The 20,586-nt window shown below is 72.8% G+C and carries 17 protein-coding genes and 1 pseudogene; 7 read left to right on the top strand and 11 right to left on the bottom strand.

The window, feature by feature from the left end; translation table 11 throughout:
* Positions 1-7: 7 nt before the first annotated feature.
* Complete coding sequence (locus tag OG917_RS15135; protein WP_328321899.1) at positions 8-685, bottom strand: GDSL-type esterase/lipase family protein; 678 nt, start codon at positions 683-685, stop codon at positions 8-10.
* Between the two features lie 50 nt (positions 686-735).
* Here OG917_RS15135 and OG917_RS15130 point away from each other — a divergent pair, with 50 nt between their 5' ends.
* Positions 736-1,734 carry a WD40 repeat domain-containing protein gene (locus tag OG917_RS15130; RefSeq protein WP_328318129.1) on the top strand — a complete coding sequence of 333 codons (999 nt, stop codon included), beginning with the start codon at positions 736-738 and terminating at the stop codon, positions 1,732-1,734.
* A gap of 40 nt (positions 1,735-1,774) precedes the next feature.
* Here the strand turns inward: OG917_RS15130 and OG917_RS15125 are convergent, their stop codons facing one another.
* Positions 1,775-2,731: a pentapeptide repeat-containing protein gene (locus tag OG917_RS15125; protein ID WP_328318128.1), complete on the bottom strand. Its 957-nt coding sequence runs from the start codon at positions 2,729-2,731 to the stop codon at positions 1,775-1,777.
* 166 nt (positions 2,732-2,897) lie between these two features.
* Positions 2,898-3,704: pseudogene (locus OG917_RS15120) on the bottom strand (cytochrome P450); the annotation flags it as partial.
* A gap of 85 nt (positions 3,705-3,789) precedes the next feature.
* Here OG917_RS15120 and OG917_RS15115 point away from each other — a divergent pair.
* The 3 genes from OG917_RS15115 to OG917_RS15105 all read left to right on the top strand — a co-directional run bounded on the left by OG917_RS15115 (position 3,790) and on the right by OG917_RS15105 (position 6,701).
* Positions 3,790-4,341 (top strand): GNAT family N-acetyltransferase, encoded by a 552-nt coding sequence (locus tag OG917_RS15115; protein WP_328318127.1) that lies wholly within the window; start codon positions 3,790-3,792, stop codon positions 4,339-4,341.
* A gap of 339 nt (positions 4,342-4,680) precedes the next feature.
* Entirely contained in the window at positions 4,681-6,096 is a 1,416-nt protein-coding gene (locus tag OG917_RS15110) for an MFS transporter (protein ID WP_328318126.1), read from the top strand.
* The gene (locus tag OG917_RS15105; RefSeq protein ID WP_328318125.1) at positions 6,093-6,701 is read left to right on the top strand and encodes a TetR/AcrR family transcriptional regulator; all 609 of its coding nucleotides are present in this window, start codon (positions 6,093-6,095) and stop codon (positions 6,699-6,701) included. The genes OG917_RS15110 and OG917_RS15105 overlap by 4 nt, the downstream gene beginning before the upstream one ends.
* Before the next feature lie 144 nt (positions 6,702-6,845).
* On the opposite strand, the gene serC is transcribed toward OG917_RS15105, so the two are convergent.
* The 7 genes from serC to OG917_RS15070 form a co-directional block, all read right to left on the bottom strand.
* Complete coding sequence (serC, locus tag OG917_RS15100) at positions 6,846-7,964, bottom strand: phosphoserine transaminase (RefSeq protein WP_328318124.1); 1,119 nt, start codon at positions 7,962-7,964, stop codon at positions 6,846-6,848.
* 192 nt (positions 7,965-8,156) lie between these two features.
* Positions 8,157-9,398 (bottom strand): cytochrome P450 family protein, encoded by a 1,242-nt coding sequence (locus OG917_RS15095; protein ID WP_328318123.1) that lies wholly within the window; start codon positions 9,396-9,398, stop codon positions 8,157-8,159.
* Between the two features lie 46 nt (positions 9,399-9,444).
* A complete protein-coding gene (locus OG917_RS15090; protein ID WP_328318122.1) occupies positions 9,445-10,659 on the bottom strand; it encodes a cytochrome P450 in 1,215 nt (404 codons plus the stop codon).
* Entirely contained in the window at positions 10,656-11,306 is a 651-nt protein-coding gene (locus OG917_RS15085; protein WP_328318121.1) for a GTP-binding protein, read from the bottom strand. Before OG917_RS15085 ends, OG917_RS15090 begins: the two co-directional genes overlap by 4 nt.
* The gene (locus OG917_RS15080) at positions 11,287-11,661 is read right to left on the bottom strand and encodes a DUF742 domain-containing protein (RefSeq protein ID WP_328318120.1); all 375 of its coding nucleotides are present in this window, start codon (positions 11,659-11,661) and stop codon (positions 11,287-11,289) included. Before OG917_RS15080 ends, OG917_RS15085 begins: the two co-directional genes overlap by 20 nt.
* Positions 11,658-12,059 (bottom strand): roadblock/LC7 domain-containing protein, encoded by a 402-nt coding sequence (locus tag OG917_RS15075; protein WP_328318119.1) that lies wholly within the window; start codon positions 12,057-12,059, stop codon positions 11,658-11,660. Before OG917_RS15075 ends, OG917_RS15080 begins: the two co-directional genes overlap by 4 nt.
* Positions 12,056-13,582 carry an ATP-binding protein gene (locus tag OG917_RS15070; protein WP_328318118.1) on the bottom strand — a complete coding sequence of 509 codons (1,527 nt, stop codon included), beginning with the start codon at positions 13,580-13,582 and terminating at the stop codon, positions 12,056-12,058. Before OG917_RS15070 ends, OG917_RS15075 begins: the two co-directional genes overlap by 4 nt.
* A gap of 194 nt (positions 13,583-13,776) precedes the next feature.
* On the opposite strand from OG917_RS15070, the gene OG917_RS15065 reads away from it, so the two are divergent.
* Both OG917_RS15065 and OG917_RS15060 read left to right on the top strand, forming a co-directional pair.
* Positions 13,777-16,674, top strand: coding sequence for an FAD-binding and (Fe-S)-binding domain-containing protein (locus tag OG917_RS15065; RefSeq protein ID WP_328318117.1), 2,898 nt, complete (start codon positions 13,777-13,779; stop codon positions 16,672-16,674).
* A 114-nt stretch (positions 16,675-16,788) separates the two neighbouring features.
* Complete coding sequence (locus OG917_RS15060) at positions 16,789-17,733, top strand: EamA family transporter (RefSeq protein ID WP_328318116.1); 945 nt, start codon at positions 16,789-16,791, stop codon at positions 17,731-17,733.
* A gap of 46 nt (positions 17,734-17,779) precedes the next feature.
* Here the strand turns inward: OG917_RS15060 and OG917_RS15055 are convergent, their stop codons facing one another.
* A complete protein-coding gene (locus tag OG917_RS15055) occupies positions 17,780-18,985 on the bottom strand; it encodes an epoxide hydrolase family protein (protein ID WP_328318115.1) in 1,206 nt (401 codons plus the stop codon).
* A 271-nt stretch (positions 18,986-19,256) separates the two neighbouring features.
* Here OG917_RS15055 and OG917_RS15050 point away from each other — a divergent pair, with 271 nt between their 5' ends.
* Positions 19,257-20,474, top strand: coding sequence for a glutamate dehydrogenase (locus OG917_RS15050; RefSeq protein WP_328318114.1), 1,218 nt, complete (start codon positions 19,257-19,259; stop codon positions 20,472-20,474).
* Positions 20,475-20,586 lie beyond the last annotated feature (112 nt).

Raw genomic sequence — 20,586 nt, 5'->3', positions numbered from 1 at the left:
TCGAAACTCATGTCTGCGCCAGTGCCCCCACGGGTGACGAGGGGGCCGGCCCGCCGACCCCCCAGCCCTGGTACAGCGCCTCCGCGAAGGCGCTCGCCAGTTTCCGTTCGCCGCTTTCGTTCGGGTGCGTGCCGTCGTACGTGTCGGAGTGGATGTCGTACGACTCGGGCCGCGAGGCCAGCAGCAGCGGTGAGCGGGGCGCGTCCAGGTCCGCGACCACCTTCGCCAGCAGGTCGTTGAAGTGGGCGACCTCCACCGCGAAGGGCGCGTCGGTCTCGGCGCGGGTGTTCGGGATCACCGGGAGGACCACGGCGCGGATGTGCGGGTTCGCCTCGCGCGCCTCGGTCAGGAAGCGGCGGGCGTTGCGGGCGGTCTCCTCAGCGTCCGTGTAGAAGCCGAGGTCTATCAGGCCCAGGGAGATGAGCAGCAGGTCCACCCGGTGTGCGGCCACCGTCTCGCGGATCACCGGGGCCATGTGCTGCCAGCCCTCGCCCCAGGCCGAAAGATGACGGCGGGCCTCGGCGGGGAAGGCGGGATCCGCGTACGCCGTGCTCGACTCGTACAGCTCGGTGCGCGGTCCCACGATCTCGCAGCCGTCGCCCAGGTGCTGCCACATGCGGTAGCGCCAGGTGTAGTCGCCGGCGCGGCCTATGGTCATCGAGTCACCGACGAACATCATCCTCAGACGCATCCCGTCATCATCGCCGATGGCACGGGGATGGCAGTCTTGGGGGCATGCGTTCGCTTCAGTACGTCGCCGGGGCTGCGGCCACCGTCCTGTTCGCCCTTGTCCCGGCCGTGCCGGCGGCTGCGGACGACGGTGGCTTCACGATCAAGGACCCCCGCATCACGGAGTCCAGCGGCCTGGCCGCGAGCCGGCTCCACCCCGGTATCTACTGGACCCACAACGACAGCAGCGACGGCGCGTACGTCTACGCGGTGGACTCGAAGACCGGGCAGACCGTGGCCCGGGTCACGATGCGCGGGGTCGGGGCGCCGCGCGACGTGGAGGCGATCTCGATCGGGCCCGACGGTGACATCTACGTCGGGGACATCGGCGACAACCTCGACGGCAGCTGGGACCACGTCTGGATCTACCGCTTCCCCGAGCCGAAGCAGCTGAAGAAGGAAGAGACGGTCCGGGCCACCCAGTTCACCGTCAAGTACGCCGACGGACCACGCAACGCGGAGGCGCTGATGGTCCACCCGAAGACCGGCCGCGTCTACATCGCGTCGAAGAACCAGAGCAAGGGCGGGCTCTACGCGGGGCCCGCGAAGCTGTCCGCGACGAAGACCAACGTCTTCCGGCGGATCGACGACGTGCCGTGGGTGACCGACGGCGCGTTCTCGCCGGACGGGAAGCAGCTGACCCTGCGCGGCTACCTCGGGGCGGAGTCGTACGACTGGAAGCCGGCCGGCGGGCTCGGCACCGAGCACGAGCTGGGCGTGCCGTTCCAGGGACAGGCCGAGTCGGTGACGTACACACCGGACGGCTCGGCCCTGATGATGGGCTCCGAGGGGGCGCAGAGCCGGGTTCTGCGCTTCCCGGTGGAGAAGCCGAAGAGGACGGACAGTCCCAAGTCGTCCTCCGGGGGCGGGAGTTCGTCGAGCGTGGGAGGCGGCAACGGGTCCGGCGGCTCTCCGACGGCGTGGGGCATCGGTGTCTTCGCCGCGCTGTTCTTGCTGTTCATGGCGGTGAGGCGGCTGTTCGGGCGGGGGCGGAAGCGAGGCTGACGACGCTGTACGACGGTGCGCACCGTCCGTCTTCCGTGTCTCAACTCCGGCCGGGCGCCTCCCTTTCCCGACCCCCGCACACCCAGTGATCCGGCCGGGCAAGCGACGGAGGGAGCCTGGTCGTCGTGTCGCCCTTCGCCGCGTTCAGCTGGGGCTGGGTGAGGAAGAAGCAGCCGCTGAGGTCGGCTCCGGTGAGGTCGGCGTCCCGGAGGTCCGCGCCGATGAGGTCGGCCAACCGGAGGTCCGCGCCCGTCAGGTCGGCGGCTATCAGGCAGGCGCCGCGCAGCGTGGCACCGCGCAGATCGGCGCCCCGGAGACGGGCACCCATGAGGTCCGCGCCCCGGTGGTCCTTCTGCGCCCGGCCCGGCTGCGTCCGGCCCTTCCCTGCGCGGCCCTTCCCCGCCCGGCCCGGTGTAGCTGCTGTCGTCCCGGCGGGGGCGTCCGCTGCCGTCCTGGCCGGGGTGTCCGCCGTGGCGCGGACCAGGTCGCTGACGCGCACCAGCAGCGCATTGACCTGATGGTGGTGGGAGTCGACGTCCAGCGCGACCAGCTCCTCCGGCCCGAGGCGGGTGAGTGCCTCCGTGGTGCCGAGGAGACGCCGGAGATCCGGATGGACCGGGCGGGCCGGGGCGAGGGTCAGGGCCTCGGTCAGGTACCTGAGGAGTTCACGGAGCCGCCGTACGACGGGGAAGACGGCGAACATCTGCTGTGCGGTCTCCGGGGCCTGCCGCCAGTCCCGGCCGCCGAAGGTGACCTGGGACACCTGCTGCCCCGCGCCGAAGCAGTCGTACACGGTGCAGCCCGGGTAACCGCTGTCGCGCAGCCGGGTGTGGATGCCGCACCGGAAGTCCGGCGCCAGATGGGTGCAGGGACTGCCCGCGCGTTTGCCGGCGGCGAAGTCGGCGGACGCCGCGAAGGGGAGGGCCACGCAGCACAGCCCGAAACAGTTCGCGCAGTCGCCGTGCAGCGCGGGTTCCTGGGGCGTGGGGAGGGACACGGACCGAGCCTTCCGGAGAGGTGCGCCGGTGCCGGTTGCTCCGGGCCCGGGTGGTCATTTTATCGACCGTGCGCCATACCCGTACCAGAGGGAAGGCGGGTGCGGGCGGCGGGGGCCGTGGCCCGCAGCCGAAGCCCGGCCGGCGAGAGCCTGCACCCCGCACCCGAAGCCCGGCCGGTACGACGTCCCCGCCCACGCGCAACCGCGCCAGCTGCTCCGGGTGCTGGAGGAGGGTGAAGGTGCCCAGCGAGATCATGTTCGCGGTCGTCTCGTGGCCGGCGACGAGCAGGATCTCGGCCAGCTGGACCAGCTGGTCACGGTCCATGGCCCCCGATTCGAGCTGCCGGGCGGTCAGTTCGTCCAGCAGCCCCTCGCCCCGTTCGGTCCTCTTGCGCTCGATGAGCGCCCGGAAGTAGTCGTCCAGGGCTTCCCGCGCGGCGTCCACCTCGGCGACCCCGGGGCCGCGCAGCAGCTTGAGCGACTGGGTCTCGAAGAACTCGTGATCGCTGTACGGGACGCCGAGCAGCGCACAGATCACCATCGAGGGGACGGGCAGCGCGAAGGCGCTCACCAGATCCGCGGGAGCGCCCTGCGCGATCATCGTGTCCAGCAACCGGTCGACGGTCTCCTGGATCCGGGGGCGCAGGGCGGCGGTCCGTTCGAGCGAGAAGCCCGGGATCAGCATCCGGCGCTGGGTGTTGTGCTCGGGGTCGTCCACGCCGAGGAGCTCGACGCGTCGTCTGCTGCTCCCGGCCAGCCGTGCGGTGAGCATCGGGAAAGCGGGGTGCTCGCGGTCGGACGAGAGCCGTGGGTCGACGAGGAGTGCCCGGGCCTCGGCATGTCCGGTCACCAGCCAGACCCGGCGGCCGTCGAAGAGGGTGGCGGGCGTCAGCGGTGATTCCCCGGAGCCCGGGGGCCGGTACCCCGTCGGCGGCTGGTACGGGCAGGTGCGGTTCTGGGGGAAGGAGACGGCGGGCTGCCGGACCGCACACGAGACCGCTGCCGGACCGTACGCGGGACGGCCGCCCGGGCGGTGCCGGGCGCCTTAGCCTTCCGGTGTGCCCACTACGACGAACGACCCCGAGGCCTTCGCCACCGGGCGGCTCGACCTGGTCCCGCTCCGGGCCGCGCACGCCCAGGAGATGGCCCGGGTGCTGTCCGATCCGGCCCTCCATACGTTCATCGGGGGCAGCCCAGCGACCGCGGACGAGCTCCGCGCCCGGTACGCACGTCAGTGCGCGGGCTCACCGGACCCTGCGGTGACCTGGTGGAACTGGGTGATCCGGTTGCGTACGGAGGGAGTGGCGGCCGGGACCGTCCAGGCGACGCTGTCGGGTCCGGTGGCCGAGATCGCGTGGGTCGTGGGTACGGAGTGGCAGGGGCGCGGGATCGCGTCGGAGGCGGCGGTGGGGCTGGTGGCGCTGGTCGGCGAGGTGCCGGGAGTGCGCACCGTGATCGCGCACATCCACCCGGACCACGTGGCGTCCGCAGGCGTGGCCCGGGCTGCGGGGCTCAGGCCGACGGGGGAGTGGCAGGACGGCGAGGAGCGGTGGCGGGTGTCGCCGCTCGGGGTGCCTCCGGCCCCCGGCCTCTTCCCGGCGGGCGGCTGAGCCGCCCACGGCCCGACAGGGCTCCCGCACTCCCCTTGCGGCCGCCTGGTTCCGACGGGGTGCACAGGCGTTTACCCTGGGGGTGAACGTCTGTGCACCCCCAGGCCGTCCCTGGCCGGGGCCCACGTCACCCAGCCAGCCCGACGGAGAGCCATGCCCCCAGCGATACCCGGACCCCCAGCGACCTCAGGACCCACGGAGCCGGCCCGGCCGGCCGGCCGGACCGCGGCCGGCCCGACCGGCCAGGCAGCCGGCACCGGCCCCGCCGGCGGTACCGGGTCCGCGGGCTCCGCGACCGGACCCGGTACCGCCGCCCCCGGTGCGGCACCGCACCCCCGGATGTTCGTCGGGGTCCTCGCCTTCTGCGGTGTCGTCGTCGCCGTCATGCAGACGCTGGTCGTGCCCCTGCTGCCGCACGTTCCGGCGCTCACCGGAGCCACCCCCGCCGCGGCCAGCTGGCTCGTCACCGTCACGCTGCTGACCGGGGCCGTCTGCACGCCGGTGCTGGGGCGGGTCGGGGACATGTACGGAAAGCGCCGGGTGCTCGTCGCCGCGCTCGGGGTGCTGGTCGCCGGGTCCGTGCTCTGCGCGGTCAGTTCACAGATCGGGGTGCTCATCGCCGGGCGCGCGCTCCAGGGCGCCGCGCTCGCCGTCGTGCCGCTGGGTATCAGCATCATGCGCGACGAGCTGCCGCCCGCCCGCGTCCTGTCGTCCGTCGCGCTGATGAGTTCGACGCTGGGCATCGGCGCGGCCGTGGGGCTGCCGGTCGCCGCGATGGTCATCGAACATTCCGACTGGCACACCATGTTCTGGGCGTCCGCCGGGCTCGGGGTGCTCGACATCGTGCTGGTGCTCGCCGTCGTACCGGAGTCGCCGCTGCGGGCGCGCGGGCGGTTCGACGCGCTGGGGGCCATCGGCCTGAGCGGCGCGCTGGTCTGCCTGTTGCTCGCCACCACGCAGGGCGGCGAGTGGGGCTGGGGGTCCACGAGGGTGATCGCCCTGTTCGTGGCCGCCGTCGTGATCGGGCTGGTCTGGGGCCGGTACGAACTGCGGGTCGCCTCCCCCATGGTCGACCTGCGTGTCTCCGCCCGCCCCGCGGTGCTCTTCGCCAACCTCGCCGCGCTGCTGATCGGCTTCGCCTTCTACGCCAACTCCCTCTCCACCGCCCAGATGGTGCAGGAGCCGAAGAGCACCGGGTACGGCCTCGGCGCGTCCATCGTCGTGGGCGGACTCTGCCTGCTGCCCGGCGGGCTCGCCATGGTGGCGCTCTCCCCGGTCTCCGCGCGGATCTCCGCCCGGTACGGGCCGAAGGTCACGCTGGCGCTCGCCGCGGGCGTGCTGGCCGTCGGCTATCTGGTGCGCTTCTTCACCAGCCACAGCCTGTGGCTGATCATCGTGGGCGCGACGGTCGTCGCCTCCGGCACCGCCCTCGCCTACTCCGCGCTGCCCTCCCTCGTGATGCGCGCGGTCCCGGTGAGCGAGACCGGGGCGGCCAACGGGCTCAACACCCTGATGCGCTCGGTCGGGCAGGCCTTCTGCAGCGCCGTGGTGGCCGCCGTGCTCGCCAACGTGACGTTCCGGGTCGGCGGGCACACCGCGCCCACCCTGCACGCGTATCTGCTGGTCTTCCTGATCGCCGCCGGGGCCGCCCTCGCCGCGCTGGCCGTCACGCTCTGCATTCCGGGGCGTCCGGCCGGTGCGGCCGGTACCGTCGGGGAGCGAGGTCCGAACGCGCTTGTCCGGGAGGGTGCATGACCGTCGGTGGTACGGAAACCAGTACGGAAGCCGGTACGGGCCCCCGTGCGGGCGCCGGTGCGGGAGCCGTCGCCACGGGGCGTGACGCCATTCTGCTCGCTGCCCGGCGGGCGTTCACCCAGCGTCCGTACGCCGAGGTGACGATGCGCGGTATCGCCGCCGACGCGGGGGTGAGCGCCTCGCTGATCGTGAAGCGCTTCGGCACCAAGGAGGAGCTGTTCAACACGGTCGCCGACTTCGGTGCGGCAGCCGACGAGTTGTTCGACGCGTCCCTCGGTTCACTGGGCCGGCATCTGGTGCTCGCTCTCGTGCGCAGCCGCCGGGAACGTCAGGCAGATCCCCTGCTGCGGGTGGTCTTCTCGCTCGGCAACCGGGACGAACGCTCCCTGCTGAAGGAGCGCTTCCGGGAGCAGGTCACCTCCCGCCTGGCCGCTCGCCTCACCGGTGACGACCGTGAACTGCGGGCCGAGCTGATCGCCGGCCAGCTGCTGGGCATCGGCGCCGCTCTCAGCCTGCACCGTCCCGGCGCGGGCGAACTGGCCACCCCGGAGCGGCTGGCCGAGCTGTGCGGGCCCGCGCTCCAGCGTCTGATCGACGGGGCCTGATCGGCCGGGACGATCCGACGGGGCCTGATCGGCGCCCCCCTGCCGGTACGGCGTCGGGCCCGGAGACGGGCCGGACACGCCGGAGCCCCGGCGCCTCAGGGGCGGCCGGGGCTCCGGGACACGGATCCTGTGCGGAGCGGGACCTTACAGCTGCCCGATCACGTAGTCGATGCAGGCCGTCAGCGCCTCGACGTCCTTCGGGTCGATCGCCGGGAACATCGCCACCCGCAGCTGGTTGCGGCCCAGCTTGCGGTACGGCTCGGTGTCCACGATGCCGTTGGCGCGCAGCGCCTTCGCGACGGCCGTCGCGTCGATCTCGTCGGCGAAGTCGATCGTGCCGATCACCTGCGAGCGCTTCGCCGGGTCGGTGACGAACGGGGTCGCGTACTTGGACTCCTCGGCCCAGCCGTACAGGGCGCGGGCGGATGCCGCCGTGCGCGCGACCGTCCAGTCCAGGCCGCCCTGGGTGTTCATCCAGGTCAGCTGCTCGTTCAGGAGGAACAGCGTGGCGAGGGCCGGGGTGTTGTACGTCTGGTTCTTGAGCGAGTTGTCGATCGCCGTCGGCAGGCTGAAGAACTCGGGGATGTGCCGGCCCGACGCGTGGACGCGCGCCGCGCGCTCCAGCGCGGCCGGGGAGAACACCCCGATCCACAGGCCGCCGTCGGAGGCGAACGACTTCTGCGGGGCGAAGTAGTAGACGTCGGTCTCGGTGATGTCGACCGGCAGACCGCCCGCACCCGAGGTGGCGTCCACCAGGACGAGGGAGCCCTCGTCGGCGCCGGTGACGCGCTTGATCGGGGCGGCGACGCCCGTCGACGTCTCGTTGTGCGTCAGCGCGTAGACGTCCACCCCGGCCTCGGCCGCCGGGTCCGGGTGGGTGCCCGGGTCGGAGGCGATCACGGTCGGGTCGGCCAGCCACGGGGCCAGCTTCGACGCCTTGGCGAACTTGGAGGAGAACTCACCGAAGTTGAGGTGCTGCGACTTGGACTCGATGAGCCCGTGGGTCGCGACGTCCCAGAAGGCGGTGGACCCGCCGTTGCCCAGGATCACCTCGTAGCCCTCGGGGAGCTGGAAGAGGTCGCGTACGCCTGCGCGCACCGCGCCGACCAGGTTCTTCACCGGGGCCTGGCGATGGGAGGTGCCCATCAGGGAAGTACCGGTCGCGGCGAGGGCGTCCAGCGCCTCCGTACGCACCTTGGAGGGGCCCGCGCCGAAACGGCCGTCGGCGGGCTTGATGTCAGCGGGAATCCGGATCTCAGCCACGAGCCGGAGCGTAGCCGGTTCCGGGCGCTCGCGGACAAAGGGTCCGCTCGGTGAGACGGACGACACGGGGTGTGACGGGGGTCTCCCGGCGGCCGGGCGACCGCGCCCTCCGCCCGGCCCGCCCCGGGCCCCGGGGGACGCGGGCCGGGCCGGGCGGTCGGGAGCGTGGGGGAGCGGGGCGGGCGGCGGTGCTCAGCCGCCGAGCTTCACCGGCAGCGCGTAGAGGTCGTTCTGAGTGACCACCGGCTTGTTCCGCAACTCCGTCGCGGGGACGGCCAGGTGCAGCTCGGGGAAACGGCCGAAGAGCGCGGGCAGGGCGACGCCCGCTTCGAGGCGGGAGAGCGCGGCGCCGGGGCAGACGTGCGGGCCGTGGCCGAAGGAGATGTGCCGGTTCGGGGCGCGGGTGATGTCGAAGCCGTCCGCCGTCGGGCCGTGCGCCTCCTCGTCGCGGCCGATCGCTCCGAACGAGACGATCAGCCCCTCGCCCTTCGGCAGGATCCTGTCGCCCACCTCGATGTCCTCGGACGCGAAGCGGATCAGGACGTGCGAGGTCGGGGTGGACCAGCGGAGCGTCTCCTCGATGACGTTCTCCCACGGCACCTCGCCGTCGAGCACCATCCGGCGCTGCTCGGGGTGGGCCTGGAGGGCGACGACCGCGTTCACGATCAGGCTGATCGTCGTCTCGTGGCCTGCGGCGATCATCAGCTGGAGGGTGTTGGTGATCTCCTCGGTCGTGAGGTGGTCGCCGTCCTCGGAGGCCGCGATCAGCGCGCTCGTCAGGTCGTCACCCGGTTCGGCCCGCTTGGACTCGACGATCTTCGAGAAGAGCCTGCCGAGGTCCGCCATCATCTGCGGGACCTCCTCCGGCGGCGTCTGGGTGGAGAAGAACTTCTCGAAGAGGGTCTTCAGCCTGGGGTGGTCGACGGCGTCGACGCCCATCAGCTCGCTGACCACGTTCATCGGCAGCGGGTACGCGAACTCCGCCTTCAGGTCGACGGTCTCCCCGGCCGGCACCTCGGCGAGCCGGTCCAGCATCCCGGTGGTGAGCTTCTCGATGCCGGCGCGCAGCCGCTCCACCCTCCGCACGGTCAGCGCCTGCGCCACCAGGGTGCGGAGCCTGCGGTGCTCAGGGCCGTCGGCGGTCAGCATCGAACGGCCCGGGTTGGCCAGCCCGATCAGCGGCCAGTCCAGCGGGATCTCCCCGCGCTGCCACGCGCCCCAGACCTCGATGTCCTTCACCAGCCGGGAGTCGGTGAGCAGCTGCCGGGCCTCGGCGTGCCGCGTCACCGCGTAACAGGCCACCCCGCCCGGCAGGACGACCCGGGCCAGCGGCCCCGCTGCCCGCAGGGCGGCGCTCTCGCCGTCCAGATCCCGGACGAAGGGGTCCAGGGCGATGCTCTCGGTGTGGCTTCCGTGGTCGACCGGGCAACTCATCTGTGCCTCCTGGGGCGCGAACGGCCGTGCTGGGTGGGTCTTCGGGTCACAGTGCGGGAACCGGAGTGAAGGTGACGGGCAGGCTGGACAGACCGCGCAGCCAGGGAGAAGGACGCTGGGTGAGGCTCTCCCCGGGGGCCGCGAGGTCGATGTCGGGGAGGCGGTCGAGGATGACCTCGATCCCCGTACGCGCGACGACCTCCGCGATCTCCTGGGCCGGGAACGGACAGCGGTGCTCGCCGTGGCCGAAGGAGAAGAAGGCGTTGTTGCCGCCGGTCAGCGTCGAACCGTCGGTGCGGACCTGCGGGTCGGCGTTGGCGGCGGCGAGACCGAGCAGCAGCATGTCGCCGGTCTGGATGTGCCGCCCGCCGAGGTGGGTGTCGCGCGAGGCCCATCGGCCCGCGACGTTCTGCGTCGGGGTGTCCTCCCAGAGGACCTCGTTCATCGCCTCGGCGACGCTGTGCCGGCCGCCCGAGAGCGAGGCGGCGAACCGGTCGTCGGTCAGCATCAGCCGCAGCGAGTTGCCGATCCAGTCGGCGGTGGGCTGGTGGCCCGCGGCCAGCATGACCATCAGGTCCTGGGCGACCTCGTCCAGGGAGAACCCTGCCTCGTTGCCCAGCATGTGCGAGGCGACGTCCTCGGCGGGCGACGCCTGCCGGGCGATGAGCAGATTCATCATCGACTGCCCGAGGTGCTGCTGTCCCGCCAGGGCGAGTTCACGGCCGTCGATCATGTCGTTCAACGCCTTGACCAGGGCCGGGCCCTCGTCGTCAGGGAAGCCGTAGATCCTGGCGAGCACCCGGACCGGCAGCAGCATCGCGTACTGGCCGATGATCTCCGTGACGCCCTTGCCGCAGAAGGAGTTGATCAGCTCGTCGGCGTACTGCTCGGCGATGCGCCGCAGGGCGAACGGGTCGACCGACTCCAGCGCGTCGCCGATCATCGCGGCGCGCTCGCGGTGGCGCTCCCCCACGGTGTAGAGGATCGACGGCTGCTTGCGGCCGATCATCGGCAGCAGCGGCCAGTCGCCCGGGATGCGGTCCCACTGATTCCACAGGTCGGAGTCCCGGCTGAAGAGCACCGGGTCCGCGGTGACCTGGTGCAGCTCGCGGTAGTCGAGGACCAGCCAGGCCGGTACGTCCCCTTCGAGCAGCACCGGCGCCACCGGGCCGTGCGCGCGCCGCATCTCCCGGTAGAGCTGGGTGGGGTCCGTCTGGAATCGGGGGCCGCTCAGCCGAGTCGGCGGGGTGTCGGTGGTCATGTGGTGCTTGGCTCCCGTGCGGACGTCGCTGCGGATGTCGCTGCGGATGTCGAAGGCCCTGAGGGCGCTGTGGACAGGGCGTGCAGGTGCTGGAGGAGGGTGATCAGTACGTACTTGCTGGACGTACGGTCACGGGCGTCGCAGTCGATCAGCGGGATCTCGGGGGAGAGGTCCAGCGCCTCACGGAGCTGCTCCAGCGAGTGCACCGGGCCGCCGAAGTCGTTGCAGGCGACGATGAACGGCGTGCCGTGGTGCTCCAGCCGGTCGATGGCGTACCAGGAGTCGGCGATCCTGCGGGTGTCGACCAGGACGACGGCTCCGAGCGTGCCGGAGAACAGCCGGTCCCAGAGGAACCAGAAGCGCTCCTGGCCGGGCGCGCCGAAGAGGTAGAGGATCGTCCGCTCGTCGATGCTGATACGGCCGAAGTCGAAGGCGACGGTGGTGGCGGTCTTGGCCTGCACCCCGTCGAGGTTGTCGACGGCCGCCCCCGCCTGCGTCATCGTCTCCTCGGTGTTCAGCGGACGTATCTCGCTGACCGACCGGACCATGGTGGTCTTCCCTGCGCCGAACCCGCCGACGATGACGATCTTGAGACCGTTGTCGGCGGTGCCGGCCAGGGCGTTCTGGTTAGAGGTTGCGGAGTCCAACGAGCACCTGCTCCAGGATGTGAGGGTCGGGAAGGCTGTCGGCGCCGCGTGCGGTGCGCGGATGGCGGGCGCTGATCCGCCCCGTGTCGAGCAGGTCGCAGAGCAGGATCCGGGTGATCGAGACGGGCAGTCGCAGCCCGGCCGCGATCTCCACGACGGCCGTGGGACGGCCGCACATCCGCAGGATCGCGACGTGCTCGGACTGCATCCCCGGCGTGGGGTCGCACTCGCCGACGACCAGGGTCACCAGGTCGAAGACGGTGGCGTCGGACCGGCTGCGCCCCCCTGTGACGGTGTAGAGGCGGTCCGGGTCGTCGTCACGGCCCGGCCTGTGCCGGGGCGCCGGGGCGTTCACGCGCGCGGCTCCGCGCTGAGGTGTTCGCCCAGCTGCTCGACCAGTTCGCTCATGTTGTGCCCGATGAGGCCGACGTCGGCGGACTCGTCAGCGACGACGGAGAGGTGGGCGCCGTCGCCCGCCTCGACGATGAACAGCACGCCGCCGTAGAACTCGGCCATCGCGGTCCGTACGCCGCCGGTGCCGTCGCCGAACTCGATGGACGCGCCGTGCGAGAGGGACTGGATGCCCGCCGAGATGGCGGCCAGCTGGTCGGCCTGGTCGACGGAGAGCGCGTTCGTACGGCAGAGCTTGAGGCCGTCACGGGAGAGCACCAGGGCATGGCGGGCGCCCGGGGTGCGCTCAAGCAGGCTCTCCAGGAGCCAGTTGAGCTTCTCGTCGGTGGTGGTCGTGCTCATGAGCTGCTGCCTTCCGGGTTCGGGGAATCGCCACGTACGGCCTGGCGGAACGTGCTGAACCTGGCGGCGGATGTCGTGGACGAGGTCGAGTCGACGGGCTTGGACGACCCGGGGATCCGGGTGCCTTCCGGGTGTGCCGCCGCCAGGGTCTGGCCGCGCCGCCGCTGGGGCAGGCCGCCCTCGTTCGGACCGGCACTGGAGTGGGAGGGTTCCGGCTCGGCGGCGGGCGCGGGCGGGGACTGCTCCCCGGTGGCCTCGGCGGGGGCGGGGAGGCGCGTGGGCAGGGCCGCGGGAGGGGCGGTGCCGTCGGCCCGCCCGTGCGCTGCGGCCTCCGGGAGCGGGGCGGCCTGGGTCTGCTGCCCCTGCGGTGCCTGTACGGCCTGCGGCGCCGGTGCGGCCGTCCGGGAGGTGCGGGTGATCAGCTCGTGCGGGAGGAGGACCAGGACACCGGTGCCGCCGCGCGCCGAGGGGCGGAAGGAGACGGTCAGTCCGTGCTTGCGGGCCAGCCGCCCGACCACCGCGAGGCCCAGCCTGGTCCCGGAGAGGCCGGCCAGGTCGGTCTGCTGGGTGGTCTCCGATGTGACGGCCCGTTCGGCGCGGCGCAGCTGGACATCGCTCATGACCAGGCCGCTGTCCTCGATGGTGAGGATCACACCGGCCGGGACCTCCTCGACGTACACATGCACTTCGGCGGTGGGCGGCGAGAAGTTGGCCGCGTTGTCGAGGAGTTCGGCGAGGGCGTGCATGATGCCCTCGGCCGCGTGGCCGGCGATGGCGATCTCGCTGGTCGAGTGGAGCCGGACCCGCTGGTATCCGGCGATCCGGCCCATCGCGCCGCGCAGGATCGACTCCATGACGATGGGTTTGGCCCAGCGGCGCCCGGAGCGCGCACCGGCCAGGACGGCGATCGAGTCGGCCAGCCGGCCCGCCTGGGCGGTGCGGTGGTCGAGGTGCAGCAGATCGCCGAGTACGTCCTCGTCGGTGTGACGGTGCTCCATCTCGCGCAGGTCGGCGAGCATCCCGGTGGCCAGGGCCTGCATCCGGCCCGCGGCGTTGGACGCCGCGGACAGGGCGGCCGAGCGGGCGGACTCGGCGCGGTTGATCCGTGCGGTCAGCTCGGCGCTCTGCGCGTTGTACCGGGCGGTGAGCCCGGCAGCGGTGGCTTCACGCTGCGCGGTGAGCTCGGCCGCCTTTGCCTCGTGGGCGGCGGTCAGCTGGGCGGTCCTGGCCTCGTACTCGGCGGAGAGCCGGGCGGTACGCGCACCGAACTGCGAGTTCTCTGCGCTCAGTTGCTCGATTCGGGCGCGGAGCGTCCGAGACGTTCTGCCGGCGTGCAGCACCGCGTGGACGGCGGTGGCCACGGCGCCGCTGAACAGCAGGGCTGCCCCGGCCGAGCACCAGGCGAGTGGGGTGCGTACCGAGGCGGGGGCCACGGCCACCGCCCATACGCACAGCAGGCCCGAAGCGATCGCGGAGATCAGCAGAGCCAGTACGGTCGGGCGGAGCGGGGGGCGCTCTGTCATCTGGCGGAGTCCTCATGGACGGATAGGTCAGAAGGGGCGGGAGTGGGGTAAAACGGTCAAGCGTGACTCAAGTGACTCAGGTATTCCTGAGTAACACCTGTCAACTATAGGAGGGTTGGTGATCGGTTTGGGAAGTTGACGGTGTGGAAATTGTTTACTTGGGTACACATTTTGCACAGGGGCATGCTGGAGCCATGGGCGAGCAGCGGGACGGCCGCAACAACGGCCGCAACAACAGTCATGACAGCGCCGAGAACGCCGGTGATCTGGAGCGGGCCCTGCGCCGTTCTGTCCGCGGGGATGTCGAATTCGGGGTCACCGCCCGCTCCCTGACGACCATGGACGCCTCCAACTACCGCCGGGTCCCGCTCGGCGTCGTCGCCCCGCGCGACGCGGGCGACGTGGCCGCCGCGCTGGACGTGTGCCGCGCCCACGGCGTGCCCGTGGTGCCGCGCGGCGGCGGCACATCCATCGCGGGGCAGGCCACCGGCACCGGCGTCGTCCTCGACTTCACCCGGCACATGCGCGCGATCGTCTCACTGGACCCGGATGCCAGGTCCGCTGTGGTCCAGCCCGGCGTGATCCTCGACGACCTGCGGGCCGCGGCGGGCGCCCACGGCCTGACCTTCGGCCCCGACCCGTCCACGCACAACCGCTGCACGCTCGGCGGGATGATCGGCAACAACTCCTGCGGCTCCCACTCGGTCGCCTGGGGCACCACCGCGGACAACGTCATCCGGCTCACCACCGCTGCCTACCAGGGCGGCACCCACCACCTCGGACAGGGCTGGGACGGCGCGCCGCCCGGCCTGCGCGAACTCGTCGGCTCCCGGCTGGAGCTGCTCCGCACCGGCTACCCTGCCGGTCTGCCGCGCCGGATCTCCGGATACGCGATCGACGCCCTGCTCCCCGAGAACGGCCCCGACCCGGCCCGCGCCTTCTGTGGCAGCGAGGGCACCCTGGGTGTGCTGACCGAGGCGACCGTACGGCTGGTCGAGGCGCCCCGCGCGCGGGCGCTCGCCGTCCTCGGTTACGCGGACGAGGGCGACGCCGCCGACGCGGCGGCCGGGCTGCTGCGCCACCGCCCGCTGACCGTCGAGGGTATGGCAGCCGACCTGGTGCGCGAGCCCACAGGACTGCCGCGCGGTGGCGCCTGGCTCTTCGTCGAGACGGGCGGCGCCGATGAGGCGGAGGCCCGCGCGCGGGCCGGTGCGATCGCGCGGGCCGCCGACGCGCTGGACACCCTGGTCATCGACGACCCGGCGGCCCAGCGCACCCTGTGGCGCATCCGCGAGGACGCGAGCGGCACCGCGACCCGCACCACGGACGGCTCGGAGGCCTGGCCGGGCTGGGAGGACTGTGCCGTACCCCCGGCCCGGCTCGGCGCGTATCTGCGGGATTTCCGCGCGCTGCTCACCGCACACGGGCTCCAGGGCACCCCGTACGGCCACTTCGGGGACGGCTGTATCCACGTACGGATCGACTTCGACCTCCTCACCCCGGCCGGTGTCGGACGCTTCCGCACCTTCTCCGGCGAGCTGGCCGCGCTCGTCGTCGCGCACGGCGGCTCGCTCTCCGGCGAACACGGCGACGGGCAGGCCCGCGCCGAGCTGCTCCCGCAGATGTACGGGGACGAACTGGTCGCGCTCTTCGGCCGGTTCAAGGACGTGTGGGACCCGGAGGGCGGGATGAACCCGGGCATGCTCGCCAGGCCGCACCGGCTGGACGAGAACCTCCGCTTCGCGGTGCTGCCGCGAGAGCCGGTGGACGTGGAGTTCGGCTACCCGCACGACCAGGGGGACTTCACCGCCGCCGTACGCCGCTGCGTGGGCGTCGCCAAGTGCCGTACGGAGACGGCGTCCGGGACGGACGTCATGTGCCCCTCCTTCCGGGCCACCGGGGAGGAGCAGCACTCCACCCGCGGGCGCGCCCGGCTGCTGCACGAGATGCTGGCGGGCGAGGTCGTCACGGACGGGTGGCGCTCGGAGGAAGTCCGCGACGCCCTGGACCTCTGCCTCTCCTGCAAGGGCTGCCGGAGCGACTGTCCGGTCGGCGTCGACATGGCCACGTACAAGGCGGAGTTCCTGCACCACCACTACGCGGGCCGGCGCAGGCCCGCCGCCCACTACGCGATGGGCCGCCTGCCGCGCTGGCTGCGGGCCGCGGCGCCGTACGCCCGCACGGTGAACGCGCTGTCCGGGGTGCGGCCACTGGCCTCGCTCGCCAAACGGCTGGCGGGGATCGCTCCCGAGCGTACGATTCCGGCGCTCGCACCGCAGACGTTCCGGCGGTGGTTCGGCCGCCGCGTCCAGCCGCCCGCGCGCGTCGTCCTCTGGCCCGACACCTTCACCGATCATCTCTCCCCGGAAGTGGGCAGGGCTGCGGTGCGGGTCCTGGAGTCGGCGGGACTCGGCATCGCGCTGGCGCCGGACGGAGTGTGCTGCGGACTGACCTATGTCACCACCGGCCAGCTCGACCAGGCCCGCGCGGTGCTGCGCCGCACCCTCGACCGGGTGGAGCCACTGCTCGACGCGGGCCTCCCCGTCGTCGTCCTGGAGCCGAGCTGTGCGGCCGCCCTCAGGACGGATCTGCCGGAGCTGCTGGGGGACGACCCCCGTGCGCACCGGCTGGCGGCGGCGGTACGGACCTTCGCACAGGCCCTGGAGGAGGAAGCCCCGCAGTGGCGGCCCCCGGTGCTCGGGCGGGAGGTTGCCGGGCAGACCCACTGCCACCAGCACGCGGTCCTCGGCGACGCGGCCGAACGCCGGCTGCGCGTCAAGGCGGGCCTGACCGGCGAACTGAGCGGCGGGTGCTGCGGTCTCGCCGGCAACTTCGGGTTCGAGCGCGGCCACTACGAGGTGTCGGTCGCCTGCGCCGGGGAACAGCTGCTGCCGGCAGTACGGGCGGCGGCGCCGGGGGCGGAGATCCTGGCCGACGGCTTCTCCTGCCGCACGCAGCTGGCACAACTGTCTGAGCTGGGCGGGCGCCCGGCCCGGCACCTGGCGGAGGTGCTGGCCGAGGGGCTGGCGGCCGAGGGGCGGACCGGCGGGCCGGCCGGGGGGCGGGCCGCGCGGGGGGCGGACGGGACGTGACGGGACGGGCGGGCGGTGACGGGTGGCCCCCGCCCGGGCCCGTGAGCGCCCGGGGGCCCGAGGCTCCGCAACCGTAAGCGGGAGATACCGCTCCGGGCCCTTACTGTGGACGTCATGGATCCGATCGCCCCCGCCGACGCCAAGGCCCTCGACACCGCGCTGACCGACCCCTCCGCCGTGAGCGACGCCGCCCCCGGCGGCTCGGAGGCCGGCGGACTGCGCAGCCGTCTCGGGCCGCTCGGGCTGGTGCTGTCGGGCGGGATCTCGGTGCAGTTCGGGGCCGCCGTGGCCGTCTGGCTGATGCCCAGGGCCGGAGCGCTCGGCGTCGTCTCGCTGCGCCTGGCCGTGGCCGCGGTCGTGCTGCTCGTCGTGTGCCGGCCCCGGGTACGCGGGCTGTCGCGGACGGACTGGAGCACGGTCCTGGTCTTCGGGGTCGCGATGGCCGGCATGAACGGCTTCTTCTACCAGGCGGCGGACCGAATCCCGCTGGGCGCGGCCGTGACGCTGGAGGTCCTCGGCCCGCTCGCCCTGTCCGTGATCGCCTCACGCAGGCTGATGAACCTGCTGTGGGCCGGGCTCGCGCTCTGCGGGGTGGTGCTGCTGAGCGGCGGCGGCTTCGGCGGTCTGAACCTGGTGGGTGTGGCGTTCGCGCTCGCGGCGGGCGGGATGTGGGCCGCGTACATCATCTTCAGCGCCCGGACCGGCGCTCGCTTTCCCCGCGCCGACGGACTGGCCCTCGCGATGGCGGTGGGCGCCCTGCTGATGCTGCCCCTGGGCATCGCGGACGCGGGCTCGAAACTGCTCGTCCCGAGCACGCTGGGCCTGGGCGCGGCGGTGGCGCTGCTCTCGTCCGTACTCCCGTACACCCTGGAGCTGCTCGCCCTGCGCCGCCTCCCCGCTTCGACCTTCGCCGTCCTGATGAGCCTGGAGCCGGCCATCGCCGCGACGGCGGGCTTCCTCGTCCTGCACCAGGCGCTCTCCGGGGTGGACGCGCTGGCCATCGCGCTGGTGATCGTGGCCAGCATGGGGGCGGTCAGGACCCAGGTCACCGGGAAGTGACGCGGCGCGGGCGGCCCGGCCCCGGCCGCGCCTGTCCTGTGCCGGGTCAGCCGGTGGCGGCCTCCCGCGGCAGCTTCCGGAAGAAGGCCCGGATGTCCTCCACCAGCGGGCCCGGTTGTTCCATGGCCGCGAAGTGCCCGCCCCTCTCGTGCTCCGTCCACTGCACGATGGTGTTCGACCGCTCCGCGATGTGCCGCAGCGGTACGAAGTTCTCCTGCGGGAAGTCGGCCAGCGCGGTGGGGGCCGCCGACGGCTCGGGCGGCGCGCCCCAGTAGTCGGCGTGCGCCCGCTCGTAGTAGATACGGGCGGACGAACCGGCGGTCCCGGTCAGCCAGTACAGCATCACGTTGGTGAGCAGCTGGTCGCGGTCGACGGCGTCCTCGGGGCGGTCCTGCGAGTCGGTCCACTCCTTGAACTTCTCGGCTATCCAGGCCAGCTGCCCCACGGGTGAGTCCGTCAGTCCGTAGGCGAGCGTCTGGGGGCGGGTGGACTGGATGTCGGCGTACCCCTGACGGTCACGCGCCCACCGCCGGTTCCGCTCCCAGGACGCCTGGGTGCGTGCGCGTTCCGCCGGGCTCAGCGGGGCCAGCTCGGCCTCGGTGGGCTCCTCCGTCGCGGCCGAGCCGGGGAGCAGATTCAGATGGACGCCGATGACCCGGTCCGGATGGACGCGGCCCAGCTCACGGGAGATGGCGGCGCCCCAGTCGCCGCCCTGGGTGCCGTACCGCTCGTAGCCGAGGCGCCGCATGAGCGCGGCGAAGGCGGCGGACACCCGGCGGTACTCCCAGCCCGTCTCGGTGGTCGGACCGGAGAGACCGAATCCCGGGATGCTCGGCAGGACCAGGTGGAATGCGTCGGAGGGGTCGCCGCCGTGCGCCCTGGGGTCGGAGAGCGGTCCTGCCACGCGGGCGAACTCCACGATCGACCCGGGCCAGCCGTGCGTCATGATCAGCGGGGTCGCGTCCGGCTCCGGCGACCGGATGTGGGCGAAGTGGATGTTCGCCCCGTCGACCGTGGTGGTGAACTGCGGCCACTCGTTCAGCGCGGCCTCCGCCGCCCGCCAGTCGTAGGTGTGCCGCCAGTGGTGTGCGAGCTCCTTCAGGTAGGCGCGCGGAATGCCGTAGGACCAGCCCACTCCGGGCAGTTCGTCGGGCCACCGGGTGCGGTCCAGGCGGTCGTGGAGATCATCGATCTCGCTCTGGGGCACATCGACACGGAAGGGCCGGAGGCTCTCGGCGGAGGTCGTCGTCATGCTGCCGCATGCTAACGACTGCCCCGTCGCGGCGCCGGGCCGCCCGCTCCGGCGGGGCGAGCGGTACAGCGGGGCGGGACGACGCAGGCCGGGACGGGCCGATTCCCTGACCGTGTCCGGCCGGCGGTGATGAGGTGCCGCTCTCGTTGACAGCGGCTCCCCGCCCTCTCGATACTGACCGGTGGTTCAGTATGGCGGCCTGACCCGATCGCTGACCCGATCGCCGCCCCGATCGCCGCCCCGATCGCCGTTCCGGAGGAGAGGCACCCCGATGACCGCCCTGCCGACGCCCGCCCCGCCCGCCCCGTTGGTCTCCCTGACCTGGACCGATCACGTGACCGGCCGCATGGGCCATCTGGTGATCGACCGGCTGGTGCGGGGTGTGTCCAGCGGCGGTCTGCGGATGCGGGAGGGCTGCACGCTCGACGAGGTCGCCGGTCTGGCCCGCGGTATGACCATGAAGGAGGCCCTGCACTACGACGGCGATGACCCGCAGGCCCGGTACATCCCGCTGGGCGGGGCCAAGGGCGGCATCGACTGCGATCCGCGGAGCCCCGGCGCGTACGGCGTCCTGGTGCGGTATCTGCGGGCGATGCGGCCGTACATCGAGCGCTTCTGGACCACTGGTGAGGATCTGGGTCTGAGCCAGGACACCGTGGACAGGGCCGCCGCCGAAGCGGGCCTCGTCTCCTCCATCCAGGCCGTCTATCCGCTGCTGGACGACGAGCCCACGGCACGCCGTCGGCTGGCGGACGCCTTCGCGGTCGAGGTCGGGGGCATCGGCCTCGACGAACTGGCCGGCGGCTGCGGTGTGGCCGAGTCGGTGCTGGCGGTCCTGGACCGCGCGGGCGTCCCGTACGAGGGGACCCGCGTGGCGGTGCAGGGGTTCGGCACGATGGGCGGGGCGACCGCCCGGTTCCTCGCCCGGGCCGGCCTGAGGGTCGTGGCGGTGGCCGACGTCGAGGGCACGGTCGCCAACCCCGGCGGGCTCGACGTGGAGGCGCTGCTGGCCGCGCGGGACGCGTACGGGGCGGTGGACCGCACCGCCCTCGGCCCCCATGACACGGAGTTGCCGGGGAGCGACGCCTGGCTCGCCGCCGACGCAGATGTGCTGGTGCCGGCTGCGGTCTCCTACGCGATAGACGCGGACAACCAGGCGCGGATCACGGCGCGCTGGATCGTCGAGGCCGCCAATATGCCCGTACGGCCGGATGCGGAGGCACTGCTCGCGGAACGCGGCATCGCCGTGCTGCCCGATGTCGTCGTCAACTCCGCGACGAACGCGTGGTGGTGGTGGACGCTGTTCGGTGACATCGGACCCGACGCGGACGAGGCCTTCGCCCACATCCGGCGCTCGATGCGGGCCCTCGTCGGGCAGGTGCTGGCCCGGTCGGACGCCGGAGGGATCACCCCCCGCGCGGCGGCCCACGCGATCGTCGCGGACCGGCTGCCGGTGATCGCCGAGCGCTTCGGGTGGTACGGGGGGTGACCTCGGGCCTCCGTGCGTCCGTGCCTCCGTGCGGGGCGGCGGCCTCCGGGCGACCCCGGGCCCTGCCCCTCACGTGCCTGGCGTCCGGTACCGGCGGCCCGTGCGCCCGGGC

This window comes from Streptomyces sp. NBC_00388, assembly GCF_036061255.1.
GTDB lineage: Bacteria > Actinomycetota > Actinomycetes > Streptomycetales > Streptomycetaceae > Streptomyces.
This window is presented reverse-complemented; position numbering and strand designations above follow the sequence as displayed.

Excerpts from the sequence above, each read along its gene's own strand:
- OG917_RS15130 (WP_328318129.1), top strand. The coding sequence starts at position 736 with ATGCGTTCGCTTCAGTACGTCGCCGGGGCTGCGGCCACCGTCCTGTTC.
- OG917_RS15110 (WP_328318126.1), top strand. The coding sequence starts at position 4,681 with ATGTTCGTCGGGGTCCTCGCCTTCTGCGGTGTCGTCGTCGCCGTCATG.
- OG917_RS15105 (WP_328318125.1), top strand. The coding sequence starts at position 6,093 with ATGACCGTCGGTGGTACGGAAACCAGTACGGAAGCCGGTACGGGCCCC.
- OG917_RS15095 (WP_328318123.1), bottom strand. The coding sequence starts at position 9,398 with ATGAGTTGCCCGGTCGACCACGGAAGCCACACCGAGAGCATCGCCCTG.
- OG917_RS15090 (WP_328318122.1), bottom strand. The coding sequence starts at position 10,659 with ATGACCACCGACACCCCGCCGACTCGGCTGAGCGGCCCCCGATTCCAG.
- OG917_RS15075 (WP_328318119.1), bottom strand. The coding sequence starts at position 12,059 with ATGAGCACGACCACCACCGACGAGAAGCTCAACTGGCTCCTGGAGAGC.
- OG917_RS15070 (WP_328318118.1), bottom strand. The coding sequence starts at position 13,582 with ATGACAGAGCGCCCCCCGCTCCGCCCGACCGTACTGGCTCTGCTGATC.
- OG917_RS15065 (WP_328318117.1), top strand. The coding sequence starts at position 13,777 with ATGGGCGAGCAGCGGGACGGCCGCAACAACGGCCGCAACAACAGTCAT.
- OG917_RS15060 (WP_328318116.1), top strand. The coding sequence starts at position 16,789 with ATGGATCCGATCGCCCCCGCCGACGCCAAGGCCCTCGACACCGCGCTG.
- OG917_RS15055 (WP_328318115.1), bottom strand. The coding sequence starts at position 18,985 with ATGACGACGACCTCCGCCGAGAGCCTCCGGCCCTTCCGTGTCGATGTG.
- OG917_RS15050 (WP_328318114.1), top strand. The coding sequence starts at position 19,257 with ATGACCGCCCTGCCGACGCCCGCCCCGCCCGCCCCGTTGGTCTCCCTG.